Here is a 15620-nt window from a genome sequence, read left to right on the forward strand (position 1 = left end):
TCAGCATCTCTACATCCCATCCGATGTAGAAGATATATGCTAGGGGTTAAAAATTGCTATTTCGCAAGAGGTCTAATATTTAATAGACTCCTGAATATCGTAACCACTGGAGGGGATCTCTTCCAGTGCAACAAGCTTTGTTGATATGCCCTTGCTGTTTTTATGGTTGGCTAATGTTTGGAGTTCAGCAGTATATTCAGATGGCGCAAGAATCAAGAGGTCATATGCATCTGAAAAAACAATCGGATGACGCGGTGGTGTATACCGGACGGTAATATCAACACGTTCTGAAAACAAAACCGTATCTTCACTTGGTGTATACCTGAGAGGACTGTAGTGGACTGAGAGGATGATTTCACGGTTTCCATTATGAAGACCGGCACCAACACGATACGTAAATGGTTCTGAAGGATAGGTATCGGCAATCGGATAGTCTGCCGTCGTTTCCCCTTTACTGTATTTTTGAGATATGACCTGAGGTGTTCTGCCAGGGCGTATCTTTGATGTCAGGTGAATGACTTGTGGTTCTGAAAAAACAACGTCAACTGAATCAACCGATGTACCCCAGGGTAGATAGTAAACTTGAGTGATCAGGGGAAGATAGGGGTTGTTTGGTCCTAAGAGGTATGAGGTTGCCTCTGCGAGTTCAACTGTACAAAAGGTATCAGTTTGAATCAGTTTTGGTTGAGAAAAATATATAGTATCAGTGATGAGATGTTCTGTATCCTTGTTAGAACTAGCTCCAGCTCCAAGTCCTGAGAGGACAACAATAAGTATAATTCCCATTGGTACCAGGTTCTTCATATAAATCCCCGCATCTGGTCCTAATATTATTAGGAACTAGTTTATAATAGTTTTGAAAAAATGTGGTAGTTGATGCCCTGTGCTACCCCTATTCAAAAACTATGAATGGTTAATTATTTGATCGTGATTTTCTTTTACCCTCTCTACAGTATGCTTTCTTCTCTGCTGCAAACGATTCTTCCTTTTTTTCTCTCAGCAGGTATTGTCATCTTGATCACGATACTTGCTGAGCGGCATGGTACAAAAATCGGTGGTATTCTTGGAACGTTACCCTCAACGATTATCATCGCGTTTGCCTGTATCGCATATCACCAAGGCATCAGCGTTGCCGTTGAGAGTGTTGTTGTGGTTCCAGCAGGGATGGGGATCAACCTCCTATTCCTCGTATGTTTTTCCATGTATGCATATACGTCACTTTGGTATGCCGTACCGATCTCATTTACCGTTTGGAGTGTCGGAGCGCTCTGTGTATACCTTCTAAAAATAACAACTATCTGGATATCTCTGGTTCTTTTTCTCATCATATACCTGATAACCTTTTTCTTTTTTGAATACCAGCGAAAAACCAGATCAATCACACAGGTCACCGTTCTGTATACACCTCTCAAAATACTTTTTCGAGGCGTCATCGCTGGGGGCGTTATTGCATCATCAATTATTCTGGCAACGACAAATCCGGTGCTTGGTGGGATTTTTTCGATTTTTCCAGCAATCTTTTTTTCAACGATGCTCATCGCAGTCCGAGAACACGGACCAACGTTTGCTGAAGGTATCGCAAAATCAATGATTTTTGGAAGTCCCAGTGTGGTAAGCTACGCTCTAGCGATATATTTTTTCTATCCCCTTGAAGATATTATCTTTGGTTCAATCATTGCATTTTTTGTATCACTTGCCGTCACCTTACTCTTATACAAACTTCGAAAATATTTAAAATAAAACATATGATTCTACTGAGAAACAGTGTCAAGTTCCTTGAACATAGAAAGCGTTTTGAGAGCATCTTTCTTTGTCATTACCTGGATTGCAAAACCAGCATGAACAAGAACATAATCACCTTTTTTTACTGAAACAAGGCTGATGTTTGCGGTTCGTTTAATACCAGCACCATAATCAATGGTTGCGTATTCTTTTGACGGATCAATTTCTATGATTTTACCTGGGATTGCAAGGCACATAAAAAACCACATAAAGGATATCTCATTATAAAACTAACCTCGATATCATCAGGAGAGCAATAATCGATTGCACGCCGCTGCTCCAATAAAGATGCTTGTTGCAATAAAAACAATGAACCCGCTTGTTGCGACATTATACAGTGCAGAAAGAAGAATGCCGCCCACAACGCTGATACTTGAACAAAGAAGTGTAGCAACCATCGTTCCGGTAAATGAACGTTTGAGTTGCAGAGCTGCAAGTGCCGGAAGTACCATAAGAGCAACAACAAGGATCACTCCGATGACCTTAATTGACAAGACAATGGTGAACGCAACAAGAAGATTGAAACAGATTGAAAAAAACCGGACAGGTATTCCCGTGATTTTTGCGTTATCCTCATCGAACGTAATTAACAACAGTTCTTTTTTGAAAAAACTAAAAAAGATAATCGAAACAATCCCAAGCACTGAGACAATCATCAGGTCGACCTGTGTGATCGTAAGAATCGAACCAAAAAGATAACTAAAAATCTCTATGTTAAAACCGCCTGCAATACTGATGATGATCAAACCTGTAGAAAAACCAACCGCGAGCATGACTGCGATAGCAGCATCAGATTTCGCTAAACCTTTTTTACGCATATATGAAATACTAAAAACTGCAACAACTGAAATGAAAAGAGCGGTAATGAGCGGGTTGATACCTAAAAGTAGGCCAAGCGCAATACCTCCAAATGCAGTATGTGCAATACCATCACCGATCATTGCTTCACGTCGTAAAATTAGAAAAAGCCCAACCAATCCGGTTGCAATTGCCGAAATGATGCCACCGAGTAGTGCATATTGAAAAAACTGATATTCGAACAGTGATAAAATGCCAAGAAATACGGTATTAGCGAGCAGTAAAATCACCTTTGCATTGATGATCATGGAACACAAAATGGAAATGTTCACCATACACTTTCTTAAGTACTATGTTCGGATCAGTATGTTTTGAAATAGTGCTGGTGTACACGTTTTTATTGACGCATAACAACTTAGTCATTCGGCAGAAAACAGTTGATAAATCATGAGAAACAATCAGTATTGTAAGATTTTGTTTTTTGTTTAAGTCGCTGAGTTGTTTGTAAAAAGTTTCAAGTGCTGTTGCATCGACACCAGCAATTGGTTCATCAAGAATGAGAATCTCAGGTTTTCGAACCAATGCTTTAGCGATGAACATGCGTTGTTTTTGTCCACCTGACAGTGTTCCTATTCTTCGTTCAGCAAGATTGCCAATCCCCATGAGATTCAGAGCTTCAGATACTTCAGTTTTATCTTCTTTGGTGAATGGCCGCCCGAGAGTTTTTCTGGTTATTCTCCCAAGGCTGACGAGTTCTCGAACAGTTAAGGGAAAATGGTCATCAAAATTAATTGCACCTTGCGAAACATATGCGATCCGCTGCCATTCAGAAAACACATTTAACTCCTTTGAAAACAACTTGATTGAACCTCGTTTTATCGGAATAAAACCAAGAATCGCAAGGAGCAATGTTGTTTTTCCACCGCCATTTGGTCCAACGATGCCAACATAGTCTCCTTGTTCAATCGTAAAAACCGCGTCCTGAATGACAATATCTTTAGATCGAATAATGTCAACATGATTTACTTCAATAACCGGGTTTTTTACCATACGGATTACAGGGTGTTTGTTGATGGTATACCATCTTGTTTTATTTTAATGTTGGGATGCTTGCAGTCCGATTTTTAGGTTTTCAAGATTTTTTTCCTGTTGTTCAAAATAATTTAAACCATCAACTTCCCCAGACATAAGGTACAACGTCAGTACCTGAACGTTTTGACTTGTTTTTGATTCTAGTGAATCTTTTAATGTTTGTGCGTATCTATGAGAATAAACAGGATCAACATAGACAACATAGATTTGATGTTCGATCATTGTATCAAGTAATGTTGCTATCGTTTGTGCACTTGGTTGTTCGTCAGCTGAAAGACCAATGACGCCATGTTGCTGAAAACCATACCTATCTGCTAGATAACCATACGCCGCATGGCTGACAAAAATAACATCTTTTTGTTTTGTCGATAATTCTTGTTGAAAAGCTGTATCAAGAGTCATAAACTGTTGTCGTACTTGATTCCATCGTTGCGTATAGTACTCTGCATGAGCTGCATCTTTTTGGATAATCGCGGCATATATTTTTTCTGCCTGTTGCATCGCGATGAACGGACTAATCCAGGTATGCGGATCATAGCCGCCGTGATGGTGATGCGTGTCATTGTGTTCATGGTCAGCATCATGTTCATCATGCTCTGTTTCCAGAAGTGGTATCCCTTTTGTAGTTTCAACAATAAGTTTCCCACTTTGATTAATATTCGGGAGGATATCAGTTTCAAACCAGGGGTCAAGCTGCGCGCCGTTATAGATAAGTATATCTGCAGTAGTTGCTCTGGTAATATGGGTAACAGTTGGTTCCCAGGTATGCAGCTCAGTGTTATCTGGAATCAATTGGGTGACCGTAACATACTCTCCTCCAATTTGTTGTGCAAAAAATGCTAACGGATAAAAAGAAGCGACAATCTGAATGTTGTTTTGGTTATCGTGTTGTTGTGTACATCCGCTCAGGAGTACTCCACTACAGAGTATTCCAATGATGAGTACAATCAGTTTTTGCATATGCTTTACCTCACTAAGAGAATTCTTCAATCATAATCTATTTAAAAATATTATTGATTATCATTATCAATAAGAGTGGTATACCTATGAAAAAATCAAGAAAAACCAAACAAAAAGAACGTATCCTCTCCGAGATAGCAAAATCTGTTTCATTTTTTACTGCAGACCAACTATTTGAAACGGTAAAAAAACAAGATCCAAACATCGGCATTGCAACAGTCTACCGACTCCTGAAAGATTTACGAAATAAAAAAGAACTTCATTCCTACATCTGTAACCGAAAGATGATTTATTCAAAAGAAAAAAACAACCATTGTCACTTTATCTGCCAACAATGCAAAAAGATAACACATTTTACTATTGACAAAATCGATTTTCTTGAAAATAAAATCAGCGGAGATATCTGTCATTTCCAAATCGACGTCTATGGCATCTGCAAAGAGTGTTCGACAAAACATTGAAACAATACTGTTTTTCAGTAGTATAGGTCACAAAAAAACTAGAAATAATGGGCCAGCTATTACCAGGCGATAACCAGGTGAACATTGTGAAAATATCAGATATACGTGTTGGGGTTTTACGCATTGAAGGAACAAACTGCGAACAAGAATCATACGATGCATTCAAACGACTTGGCGTGCAACCAGAATTTGTTCATCTCAAACAACTCCTCAACATTGATTGTACTGCTGATGAAAAACGGGAGATTTTTGATTACCAATGCCTTATGTTTCCTGGTGGTTTTTCTGCAGGTGATTACATCCGCGGTGGGGCAATTTTTGCTGCTCGAATCAAAAGTAAGCTTGAGAAACAACTTGTAACATTTGTTAAAGAAGAATATCCAATCCTTGGGATTTGCAATGGTTTCCAAATCCTCATCGAACTAGGACTGCTCCCTGGTCTTACGACGATTATGACTCCAGTACCTGATGCGTGTCTGTACATTAATGATTCTAATCGTTTCGAATGTCGACCAACGTTATTAAAACATGAAAATCATGGTTCGTGTGTTTTCACAAGAAAAATCAGAAACGGCGAGATTCGTTTAATCCCAAGTGCTCATGCCGAGGGAAAACTGATGTTCCCCTTAGATAAACAACAAGAGTATCTGAAAAAACTCGAAACAAATGACCAAATCGTATTCAGGTACGTTGATCCTGAAGGTAACTATGCTGGATATCCGTGGAATCCGAATGGGTCGGTACTGAATATTGCAGGCATCTGTAATGTTCAAGGAAATGTGTTTGGAATGATGCCGCATCCGGAGCGCAGTTTCTATCGACATCAACAACATGAATGGACGCGAAACGGCATCGGTGACAATATTGGTGATGGACAATCAATTTTTGAGTCTGTCGTTGACTACGTTGCAAAAAGGTTTTAAGATGCCGTCTGTGGTTTCAGTTATTCTGAAAAATAACGATGAGATTCTGCTCCTAAAACGGAGTAATCAGGTACGTACCTACCGCGGTAAATGGGGTGTGGTTGCTGGATACGTTGAACCATCTGAGGCTCCACGAAAGACTGCAGTCAAGGAAATCAGAGAAGAAGTAGGATTACAAAGCAATGAGATTATACTGCAAGAGCAACTTGAACCGGTGGTCCTAACTGACACCTCTGAAGGGGAAAAATATGAGTGGGTGATTCATCCGTTTGTTTTTATCGTAAAAAATAGAGACAAAATCAGAATCGATTGGGAACATGTTGAGTTTCGCTGGATTAAACCAAAGGATATTGATACCTATGAAACCACACCAGGATTAAAAGAAATTGTGAAAAAAGCTGTAAAATAAAGGATGAGATGGGGAAGGGTTGAGGAGATGTGGTGAGGAGGAGAGAGAAAGAAAATGGTTCCCCATCCCAAGAGTATGTTCTTTTGTAAGTATATAAAATTTATTATTTAATAGTTAAAATAAAAATTTCCTTTTCAGCTAAAAAGACTAGTGCAATCTGATAAAAAAAATCACTTTTTACGGTCAAGATCGTCTAAAATACTAGAAATCTTAGAAAATGTTTCATCTACCGTTCCATCAGTACATACGATATGCCACCCTTTTGCTAGTTCAAGTGCCTTTTCTCGAACTTTCAAAAACGCATCATAAGTTTCAAACATCTCGGTCTCACGACGTTTTTTAACCCGATCAACTAACTGCTCAGGTCTCGCATCTAAAAAAAACATATATTCCGATGTTGGAACAAACCGTTCAAACACGTGATACGCTACGCCTGCAAGCCGCCGTGGTAAATACGCAGTACCCATCAGATACCGCACCAGGATCAAGGTATCACACTGCGGCTTAGAATAATACAACCGAAGCGACCGAAGTACATCGAATGCATAAAAAACCGATGCTTTCAACCGGTTTATCTTCCCAGAACCGAGCAACGCCTTCTTTGCAGATCTGCCGAAAAAATTATCAGACTCAGGATGAGATCGAATAATTACCTGTTCTCCTCGAGCCTCATACCGCTTCTTGATAAGGGCGGCATGCGTATCCTTGCCTACGCCATCTAAACCATCAACAATAATCAATCGCATACTCAGCTCACATAATTACAAAAAACCAAAATAACACTGCAGTTATAAAAGGAACTGATAGATTATCTAATCCAAACGGTGTAACTCCTTCAACAAACATTGCAACCCACGCAATCACAACTGCTACCAAGAGCAGATGATATGAAAATGAAACCTGATAAAAAAACACAGCAACCAGCAGAACAATAAAGGTACATACAAACATTGCAAACGAACCAATAAAACTTTTTACATCATGAACAACCTGATATTTTTTCTTTCCAAACCGAACACCAACAAGAGACGCAAGACCATCGCCATATGACATTGAAAGAATCCCGACAGCAATAATCACTTTATGGTCAAAAAACAGATAAGCAAGTACGGTCCATGCAATCGCATAATACACCAAACCAAAACTATGACCGGCTTGCGATGTTTTCCCACGAAATGATTTCAGCGGGGAATACGGACTCATCAGAAACGTAAACACAATAAAAGGACCAGCGGCAACAAAAGCCATAATTTCCCGTGTCTCAAACAACGGTAAAATAAACGCAATATTACCTGTTAAAATATGTAAAATCTTTCGACTTGCAACAGGATATTTTTTCGCAATAATCTTCTCAGTAATAAGAATCAGAACAGCAACATACGTGTACACAAATACAACACCGAGAACATCTCCCTGCATATGCATCTAACTCCAACGGAAAAAACTACTTACGAGGAAACCAAGCAAGCCGATAAACAACGCAACCAACGTAAATGTGCGAAGCATCTTCATCTGCACATTTTTCTTCAACAACAACTGAAGTGACGTACTCAAAAGCATGGTATCAGTAATAAAAATCGGGAGAAAATAAACAACATTAAAATAATACTGCTCAAAACTTGCAACAAAAAAAGGAACAAAACTCAGCAGTACTGCAGCGATATAAAACATTGCTGCAACACCATTCGACGCTCGAATGCCGATATATGCAGGAAATGATTTCACCCCAAATATTTTGTCACCTTCGAAATCCATGACATCCTTCATAATCTCCCGACCAGCGCCAGCAAGAAACGCAATCACAGCAACAACAAGAATCGCCGGTGGGAGTTCAACTGAAAACATATCATCAGGAAGAACAGCAGCACCGCCGAAAACAAAAGGGATCGCCATAATATATGCGATAAAAAAATTACCTACTAGTTTTCTTTTCTTAAGCACCATATCATACACAACAGCAAACAGAGCGGTAACCACTGCAATCACAAAACAGGTAAGATTTACAAAATATGAGGCAAGAATGCCTAGGGGAAACAAAAAAGCAAACAATAATAATGCAGTCCTAGGACTGATATCACCACGGACCAACGGTCGGTCAGTTCTATTGTTTTTTTTATCTATTGAATAATCAAAATAATCATTTAATGCAAATGTGCTTGCCTCAAGAAAAAGAGCGGTACAAAACGTCAGCAGAAACTTATCAACCGCAGGAAATGTGGTACCCGCGATTAATGAACCAACAAGGATAGCAAGTGCAAGCATAACACCGTGTTCAAGACGCATCAACTGCCAGATTGCAAGAATCTTTTTCATCAATTCGTATAACTAAATTGATTTATTAGAAACTTGTGATAAACCGAGAGTAGTCATGAGTAAAAAATAGATAACCGCTACAAAAGATTGTTTTTTTAGGACAACAGTTCACCATCATGATTTTCCGACAAAACGATAAAAAAAACGCGTTTTTTGGAATTTTGGCGGAAAAATCGATAGTAGGGTTTTAAGTTTACCAAGATTGATAATAGTTTTGAGAACAATGAAAAAAGATGGAAGAATGGAAAAAAATACTCAATTGGAGGCCTGAACTATGTACATCTTGATTTGTTTTTTCCTTGCAGTTTATCCGGTGCTTGGTGCTGGGTTGAAATATATTGATAATGCGTTTGATGAAAAAATCTTTAGTAAAAAGGTTGCGTATGTGCTTGCACCACTGCTTGGTGTTCTCTGGGCAGTTGCTATGATTCTTGATGCAGCATCTGCAACGATTCTACTAGCTATTGTCCTTGGGGTTCTTTTGAAAGGAAAAATTGATAACTGGGCGCATGTGGTTGGTATGGTGGTTATCTTTGCGGTTCTTCTCGTTACCGGTGTTCAGCTGTTATGGATTCCGTTGGTGGTGTTAACCTTGGGTGCGATTTTTGATGAGGTTGGTAATGATTTTATCGATAAGAAAGGATATCTGGCAAGTAAAAAACTTGGAGTTCGGTTTGCTGGTTTTTTCTTTGATCAGCGGTGGCTTACCAAGGTTGTGATTGTGGTTCTCTCAGTTTTTGGCTTGATTCCTTGGTATTTCTTTGTTGCCATGGTGTTTTTTGATTATGCGTATCTTGGTGTTCGGTGGTATGGTGAGTTGAGGGTTCAGAAACAAAATCAGCGCATGTTGGTGGTGTCCAGCAGAGAGATCGCAGATGGGTAAGCTGCTTTTTGTTCTGCTGGATATCTACCTGCATATGCAGGTATAATAAATATTTATATAATTAATTATGTATATTAATTAACTTTGAGATTCACCAGATAGAAATGGAACAGGAGTACTAACAGCATGGAAATGTATTTCATTCTCGTGGCGTATGCTATCCTTGGTGCAGGACTTAAGTATATTGATGATGCGTTTGATGAACGAACGTTTAATAAAAAGATAGCTATGGTTATTGCTCCTTTTCTTGGTCTTCTCTGGGCGTATACCATGATTCTTGATCCTGTATCAGCAACAATTTTGCTTGCGATTCTTCTGGGTGTTTTCCTGAAAGGAAAAATTGATAACTGGGCGCATTTCGCGGGTCTTGCAGTCATTGGTGTAATCCTGTTACTTGCAGGAGTACAACTCCTCTGGTTGCCATTGTTTATGCTGGTTGCCGCTGCTGTGCTTGACGAGGTTGGCAATGATGTTATTGATTATAACCGAGATTCTTTGTATCTGTCTCGGTTTTCCCATAAAGCATTAATCGTGTTTTTCGATCAGCGGTGGCTTACTAAGCTTGCCGTATTGTATGTTGCGCTTCTTGGCGTTTTTCCGCTGTATTTTTTCCTAGCAATGCTACTTTTTGATGGTGCGTATCTCGTGGTACGGAGGTACAGCAGGTCTCGGATGCAGGCACAGATGACTGCTTCTGTATGAGCTGAGTGAGTAATTGAATCTGTTGTATATGGAGTACCGTGTTTCATTGCAGGTTTTATGGTAGTCACATCAAGCTGTGGTGTAGGGAGCTGGGCAGCAGTAGTACACCGAAAAATATATAAAACGTTGTAATGATTAAGTAAAAATATGGAAAAAATTACCACAAATTATATAATGGACTTGCTATTTGATAATGACATTTTCTATTTTCAACCAAAGCAATTATCGATACTGCTTGGAAAACCTCTGAATACAACCTATGATCTGATTCAAAAATTAAAAAACCAAGGGGTTATCCACGAAATAGAAAACGGAAAATATCTTGTGACCGGTTACGACAAAAAAAGAATCTTCTCTAATCCATTGTATGTTGCATCGAATGTTGTTGTCCCCTCCTATGTAAGTTATTGGTCAATGCTCAACTATTATGGTTTCACCGACCAAGTCCCCCGGATGGTTTTTCTTGCAACAACAAAGCAAAAAAAACAGCTGCAGTTTCATACGTATACGTTCAAGTACATCCATATAAAAAAAGAGAAATTATACGGATATACTAAACTAGTCAATGACGGTTTTCCGATGTTTCTTGCAGAACCGGAAAAAGCTATCATTGATAGTATTGATCTGCCGCACTATGCTGGTGGCATCAAAGAAGTGGCACGCGCCATAGGTGCCGCTCTTGATTCTCTTTCGATACAAAAACTCATCGAATATGCACAGAGATTCCCAAACAAAAGTACTATTTCAAGACTAGGGTACCTGTTTGAACGACATGGTGTTGCACTACCTGATTTATCAGCTTCGATTTCTCATTCATTTGTGGTGTTAAATCCGAAAAAACCTAAAAGCACTATTTGGAACAAAAACTGGAGAATCAATGTCAACGAGGAGGTCTAACCAATGCTTACAAGACGACAGCTGCAAAGTTTTTCAACCAAGGCAGGTGTGCCATTGCTTACCGTCGAACGAGATTATATTCAAACACTATTTCTCTATGAGCTCTTTACGCACAGTAACGCATTCATATTTAAAGGAGGAACATGCCTTCGGATGGCGTATAACCTGAATCGTTATTCTGAGGATCTTGATTTTAATTATAATGAATCTAGCGAAAAAGCAATACGTACCTTGAAAGAATCTGCCACACGCCTCAATGATTTCGGTATAGAGGGCGAGATAAAAAAAATTGAGAGTAGCTTTTCAGGGTTTACAGCGAAGTTGCACTATAAAGGGCCTTTGTATACAGGCATGGAACGTTCGGTTGGAACCATTGTGATTGATGTTAGTTGTAGAAAAGAAAAGGTGCAAACGACATCTCGTCCTTTTCGTCCAGTCTATGATGATTGTCCATCGTTTATTTTACAATGTCTTTCACTTGAACATTTGTTTGCTGAGAAGATTAGAGCATTACTGATTCGGCATAAGGCACGTGATTTGTATGATGTCTGGTTCTTACAGGCTATGGTTGACGTGGATTATCAGTTAATTAATGAGAAACTTAAACTGTATGATACATCGCTTGATGCTCTTGATATTGATTCGGTTTTTGCTTCTCTTGAAAAAGAATGGGGACAGGATCTTCATGCATTACTGGGGAGGAGCGTTCCTTCTTATCAAGAGATACAGCAAGTGGTTGGGAAAAAATTACGGGAATGGCAGAAAAAATCGTAGGATATACCAGTGTCGGAGTTGCCCAGGTAAGAGTAAAATGATTGTGATGAAGTTAAGCTTTCATCAGCTGCTTTTTTCTCGCATGAACAAGCGTGTATCGTGTCGTGCACATGTACAGCAGGTCACGGATGCAGAGTAAACAACATAGTTCTCTCGTATAACTTTTTGGCTCATGTCTGTGAATTGTCGGACAAAATGAGTTCAAATCCTTGACCTTTCTCGTTCAACAGAAAGGCAAGGAAATTTAAGATATCCTTGGATATTTTTCTTTGATACACCTCGGTATCTTCTCAGATAAGCTCTGATGAATCCATTTCTGTTTTCACAACTGTTGACATGGACGTCACCTTTTGCCCATTCGTAAGAACTGTATGTGACGATGTAGTGCTCTCATACCTCTGGAATCTTCTCTGCAATTCCTTTTTGAAACACATATTGAGACATCCCGAATGCAAGCGAAATAAATTTACTCATAAACCCAGAGTCAACTACTTTTTTATAGCCTTGACCAGGAATTTTCATTGTCTCTGGCCCAGAAACAAAATTAAAAAGAAATTTATTTTTATACGGGCTATCCTTTAATCCTTTCTTTATCATCTCTGCGCATTGTCTCGCTGCTTTCTTCGGGTTACGTTTCGTATTCCTCCCATACCCGACTGCTACATCCATATACGGGTAACTTACAGCGAGAGCTGTAGCACCATGCACATACACACCATAATTATTCATGAACCCTGTTATAGTCTCTGTTGATTAAACATCGTCATATTATAGGTAAAATAGAGAGGTTTAGAGACTATTTTAAAAGCGATTTTTATTACAGGATCTATGGTCGTGTAAGAGTATAAAAAATAGATATTGGTATATGGTGTAGAAAATGAGATATACCTCGTTCGTCATTATCTGAGAGTGTGATGTAGATAATGGATAAAATAAAGTGCGATGTGCTGGTTGTTGGTGCTGGACCTGTCGGAACCGTGTTTTCATATGTTGCTGCAAAACATGGATGTTCTGTGGTAATCGTTGATCGTAAAAATGAGGTTGCCGCTCCGCTACGGGGTGGTGAAGCCGTCAGTAAATATCTCTTTGAAGAACTCAGCCAAGAACTTCCGTTTTTACAACAAGTATATACCTGGCCGATTACTGATACGATTATCTATAATCCGGTGGCAAAGATTACAACAAAAGAAGATAAATGGAATTCATATATGTTGAACCGTAAAGAAGCTGAGAAGATCATAGCACAGGCTGCAGTAAAACAAGGATGTCAGCTTATCCTTGGAGCAACCGTGCATGATGCTATAGTGAAAGATGGGAAGATAACAAAGGTGAAAGCAAAAACGATACAAGGTGATCTTGAATTTGAACCAAAAATCGTGGTTGGTGCTGATGGTGCAACCTCTTTTATTCGAACCAAGATTCTTGGTGGAAAAAAATTACTTGCTGGTGTGAAAGATTGGGGTTGTGCTATTGAGCTTGAAGTCACTAATCTACATTTAGATACTCCAAATTCCATGCAATTGTTTATGGGAGAAATCATCGGTGGATATGGCTACATTTTCCCCAAGGGTAATGACAGGGCTGATGTTGGTGTCGGTGGACGACCATTCTATGGACCTGATCCGCTCTCCATAGCATCACCTTTGGAATCCTATTATGCGCTTTCTAGGTCTAATCCAGTTATGCATCGGCAGTTAAAAGATTCATCACCACTCGAGATCAAAGGTGGCATCATTGATCTATCAAAACCCTTACATCCCGTTTATGGGAATACGATCCTTGTGGGCGATGCAGCAAACCAGAATTTTGCGTATGTTGGTGAAGGTATCATCCCTGGTTGGATGGCTGCGCTTATCGCTGGGAGGACCGTTGCTGAGGCACTTGAGAAAAAAGACTTGAAAGTTCTGAATCAGTACCCACAGCAGTATGAAGAAAGTTTTATTGGTCAGGAGGCACGACGGACTGTTCAAATCAAGGATAACATCAGTAAGGTTATCGGTATGAACCTGAACAATAATATAAAATCGGTTCTTACTGCCATGCTTGAACTTGAGATGATACAGTGGGATGGAAAAGAGCTTCCAACTGCCTTGAAATGTAAAAACCAAAAAGAACTGTTACACTATGCTCAGCAGCTGATCGATGAAAAAGAGATGAAAATAGAGATAGCTATAAACTAATAGCACCTGTAGGACATAAGATTTTACAGGTTCTCTCCTCACAAGATGGACATTTTTTAGTAGTAGTAATTGCCACAAATAAACCATTCATCTGTATAGAGCCATATGGGCAAGCAGAAATACATGCCAGACAGCTGATACATCTTGTTTTCTCGATAGTCGCCATAAGTCCTCAAAAATGAGAAGGAGTACTTGGTTATTAAATTTTTTCAGTATACGGACTGATAACGAGGTTAGTCGGAACGTAGATAGGTTTAGAAAGATCAATTTTTTCACTTGAAAGATTTTTAATAAACAATGTCCCAAGATCTGGAATAAATTCGCTTCCGCCTGTCTTTTCAAATGCTTGCTTTACCCATGAATTTCTTCTGTCTGCAATTTCTACAAATAATACATATTTTCCCTGGTGTTCATCTTTCATAGCTTCAAATATTAATTTCGGAGCGATTTGATCAATATATTCTTTTTTCACTACAAATTCAAGTGGGTGTTTTATTATTAAAATACCATATCTTTTAGAATAAAAAGGTTTATTGTACATCCATCCACTCCAAGGTCCAAAAAATGGTAAAACTACCCCAACAATTTCATTATGAATAACTGCTACAATTCCTTCAATATTATATTTTTTAATCTGTTGTTTCAAAGATTGTTCAGTATATCTAGGTGAGAAAATTAAATCTTTGTTATACTCATTAATAATTTTTACAACAGAAGGGATATCCTCGCTTTCTAATTTTCTAATAAGAACATCTGAAGGTGTCTTAAAAAAGAATTCTTTTAAATAATGTTTTAATGAAAATATCCACAAACCTATTTTCCAGTATGCTTTCATTTTAAAATTATTAACGGGAAAACAAAGAACAGGTTTAGTCCCTCCTCCAAACCAATTAATACCATCAATACGTTTATATCCCATTGAAGAAAAAAGAGCATCATGTTTATCAGCATTTACAATATAATCCCAACCGAAAATAACCGCTACACCGTCTTTTTTTGCTTGTCTTTCAATATTAAGAAATAACTGAAACATTATATCATTATATATGTTTGAGAAATCAGGGTCGACACAATTATCAACAAAAAAACCAATTTTTTGTTTTTTTCCTTGAATATACCCATCATATGTAATTATTCCTAATGAACCTACTAATTGATCATCGATAAAAGCAAGACATTGATAACTATTTTCTTCTAAAGAATATCTATGATGCCATGTAGGCAAACGTACATTATCAAACTCTTTACGTTCATGAAATATTGAACGATAATAAAGTTGTAGCAAAGAATCATCATATTTAGATCCATAATAAGTTATATCCATGTGTCATCGGTTAAGAACGTTTGAGTATAAATAAATGTATCCCATTCCTTCCTTTGGATGGGATATACTATGGGATGCAAAAAGAATCGACAACCGATGCATGAATTTGAAGAGTAGATGTG

General features: G+C 38.5%; 19 protein-coding genes. 9 read left to right on the forward strand and 10 right to left on the reverse strand.

What is annotated here, in order from left to right; genetic code table 11:
- Nucleotides 1–72 precede the first annotated feature (72 nt).
- The gene (locus QXL17_07250; protein MEM4258927.1) at nt 73–804 is read right to left on the reverse strand and encodes a hypothetical protein; all 732 of its coding nucleotides are present in this window, start codon (nt 802–804) and stop codon (nt 73–75) included.
- 123 nt (nt 805–927) lie between these two features.
- Between QXL17_07250 and QXL17_07255 the strand changes: the two genes are divergently transcribed.
- Nucleotides 928–1740 carry a DUF3147 family protein gene (locus QXL17_07255; protein MEM4258928.1) on the forward strand — a complete coding sequence of 271 codons (813 nt, stop codon included), beginning with the start codon at nt 928–930 and terminating at the stop codon, nt 1738–1740.
- 11 nt (nt 1741–1751) lie between these two features.
- Here the strand turns inward: QXL17_07255 and QXL17_07260 are convergent, their stop codons facing one another.
- From QXL17_07260 to QXL17_07275, 4 genes are read right to left on the reverse strand one after another with little or no spacing between them, the layout of a single operon-like run.
- Complete coding sequence (locus QXL17_07260; protein MEM4258929.1) at nt 1752–1979, reverse strand: HypC/HybG/HupF family hydrogenase formation chaperone; 228 nt, start codon at nt 1977–1979, stop codon at nt 1752–1754.
- A 48-nt stretch (nt 1980–2027) separates the two neighbouring features.
- Complete coding sequence (locus QXL17_07265) at nt 2028–2888, reverse strand: metal ABC transporter permease (GenBank protein MEM4258930.1); 861 nt, start codon at nt 2886–2888, stop codon at nt 2028–2030.
- A complete protein-coding gene (locus QXL17_07270; protein ID MEM4258931.1) occupies nt 2851–3630 on the reverse strand; it encodes a metal ABC transporter ATP-binding protein in 780 nt (259 codons plus the stop codon). Before QXL17_07270 ends, QXL17_07265 begins: the two co-directional genes overlap by 38 nt.
- 45 nt (nt 3631–3675) lie before the next feature.
- Entirely contained in the window at nt 3676–4632 is a 957-nt protein-coding gene (locus tag QXL17_07275) for a zinc ABC transporter substrate-binding protein (GenBank protein ID MEM4258932.1), read from the reverse strand.
- Between the two features lie 86 nt (nt 4633–4718).
- Between QXL17_07275 and QXL17_07280 the strand changes: the two genes are divergently transcribed.
- From QXL17_07280 to QXL17_07290, 3 genes are all read left to right on the forward strand, one after another.
- On the forward strand, nt 4719–5093 hold the full coding sequence (locus tag QXL17_07280; protein MEM4258933.1) for a transcriptional repressor: 375 nt from the start codon (nt 4719–4721) through the stop codon (nt 5091–5093).
- Nucleotides 5094–5179: 86 nt separating this feature from the next.
- Nucleotides 5180–6016 (forward strand): phosphoribosylformylglycinamidine synthase subunit PurQ, encoded by an 837-nt coding sequence (gene purQ, locus QXL17_07285; protein ID MEM4258934.1) that lies wholly within the window; start codon nt 5180–5182, stop codon nt 6014–6016.
- 1 nt (nt 6017) lies between these two features.
- Entirely contained in the window at nt 6018–6425 is a 408-nt protein-coding gene (locus tag QXL17_07290; protein ID MEM4258935.1) for an NUDIX domain-containing protein, read from the forward strand.
- 170 nt (nt 6426–6595) lie between these two features.
- On the opposite strand, the gene QXL17_07295 is transcribed toward QXL17_07290, so the two are convergent.
- From QXL17_07295 to QXL17_07305, 3 genes are read right to left on the reverse strand one after another with little or no spacing between them, the layout of a single operon-like run.
- Nucleotides 6596–7171 carry a thymidylate kinase gene (locus QXL17_07295; protein ID MEM4258936.1) on the reverse strand — a complete coding sequence of 192 codons (576 nt, stop codon included), beginning with the start codon at nt 7169–7171 and terminating at the stop codon, nt 6596–6598.
- A gap of 7 nt (nt 7172–7178) precedes the next feature.
- Nucleotides 7179–7844, reverse strand: a complete 666-nt coding sequence (locus QXL17_07300) for an SEC59/DGK1/VTE5 family protein (GenBank protein MEM4258937.1) — start codon at nt 7842–7844, stop codon at nt 7179–7181.
- 6 nt (nt 7845–7850) lie between these two features.
- Complete coding sequence (locus tag QXL17_07305) at nt 7851–8738, reverse strand: UbiA family prenyltransferase (protein MEM4258938.1); 888 nt, start codon at nt 8736–8738, stop codon at nt 7851–7853.
- A gap of 274 nt (nt 8739–9012) precedes the next feature.
- Here QXL17_07305 and QXL17_07310 point away from each other — a divergent pair, with 274 nt between their 5' ends.
- The 4 genes from QXL17_07310 (at nt 9013) to QXL17_07325 (ending at nt 11994) form a co-directional block, all read left to right on the forward strand.
- Complete coding sequence (locus tag QXL17_07310) at nt 9013–9621, forward strand: hypothetical protein (GenBank protein ID MEM4258939.1); 609 nt, start codon at nt 9013–9015, stop codon at nt 9619–9621.
- A 126-nt stretch (nt 9622–9747) separates the two neighbouring features.
- Nucleotides 9748–10323 carry a hypothetical protein gene (locus QXL17_07315; GenBank protein ID MEM4258940.1) on the forward strand — a complete coding sequence of 192 codons (576 nt, stop codon included), beginning with the start codon at nt 9748–9750 and terminating at the stop codon, nt 10321–10323.
- A gap of 147 nt (nt 10324–10470) precedes the next feature.
- Nucleotides 10471–11220, forward strand: coding sequence for a type IV toxin-antitoxin system AbiEi family antitoxin (locus QXL17_07320; GenBank protein MEM4258941.1), 750 nt, complete (start codon nt 10471–10473; stop codon nt 11218–11220).
- A 3-nt stretch (nt 11221–11223) separates the two neighbouring features.
- The gene (locus QXL17_07325; GenBank protein ID MEM4258942.1) at nt 11224–11994 is read left to right on the forward strand and encodes a nucleotidyl transferase AbiEii/AbiGii toxin family protein; all 771 of its coding nucleotides are present in this window, start codon (nt 11224–11226) and stop codon (nt 11992–11994) included.
- Between the two features lie 390 nt (nt 11995–12384).
- Here the strand turns inward: QXL17_07325 and QXL17_07330 are convergent, their stop codons facing one another.
- Nucleotides 12385–12723, reverse strand: a complete 339-nt coding sequence (locus tag QXL17_07330) for a hypothetical protein (protein ID MEM4258943.1) — start codon at nt 12721–12723, stop codon at nt 12385–12387.
- Between the two features lie 194 nt (nt 12724–12917).
- Between QXL17_07330 and QXL17_07335 the strand changes: the two genes are divergently transcribed.
- Entirely contained in the window at nt 12918–14174 is a 1257-nt protein-coding gene (locus QXL17_07335) for an NAD(P)/FAD-dependent oxidoreductase (GenBank protein MEM4258944.1), read from the forward strand.
- Between the two features lie 199 nt (nt 14175–14373).
- On the opposite strand, the gene QXL17_07340 is transcribed toward QXL17_07335, so the two are convergent.
- A complete protein-coding gene (locus QXL17_07340; GenBank protein MEM4258945.1) occupies nt 14374–15498 on the reverse strand; it encodes a hypothetical protein in 1125 nt (374 codons plus the stop codon).
- Between the last annotated feature and the right edge of the window lie 122 nt (nt 15499–15620).

This window comes from Candidatus Thermoplasmatota archaeon (assembly GCA_038884455.1).
In the GTDB taxonomy this organism is placed as follows: Archaea; Thermoplasmatota; E2; order DHVEG-1; family DHVEG-1; genus JAWABU01.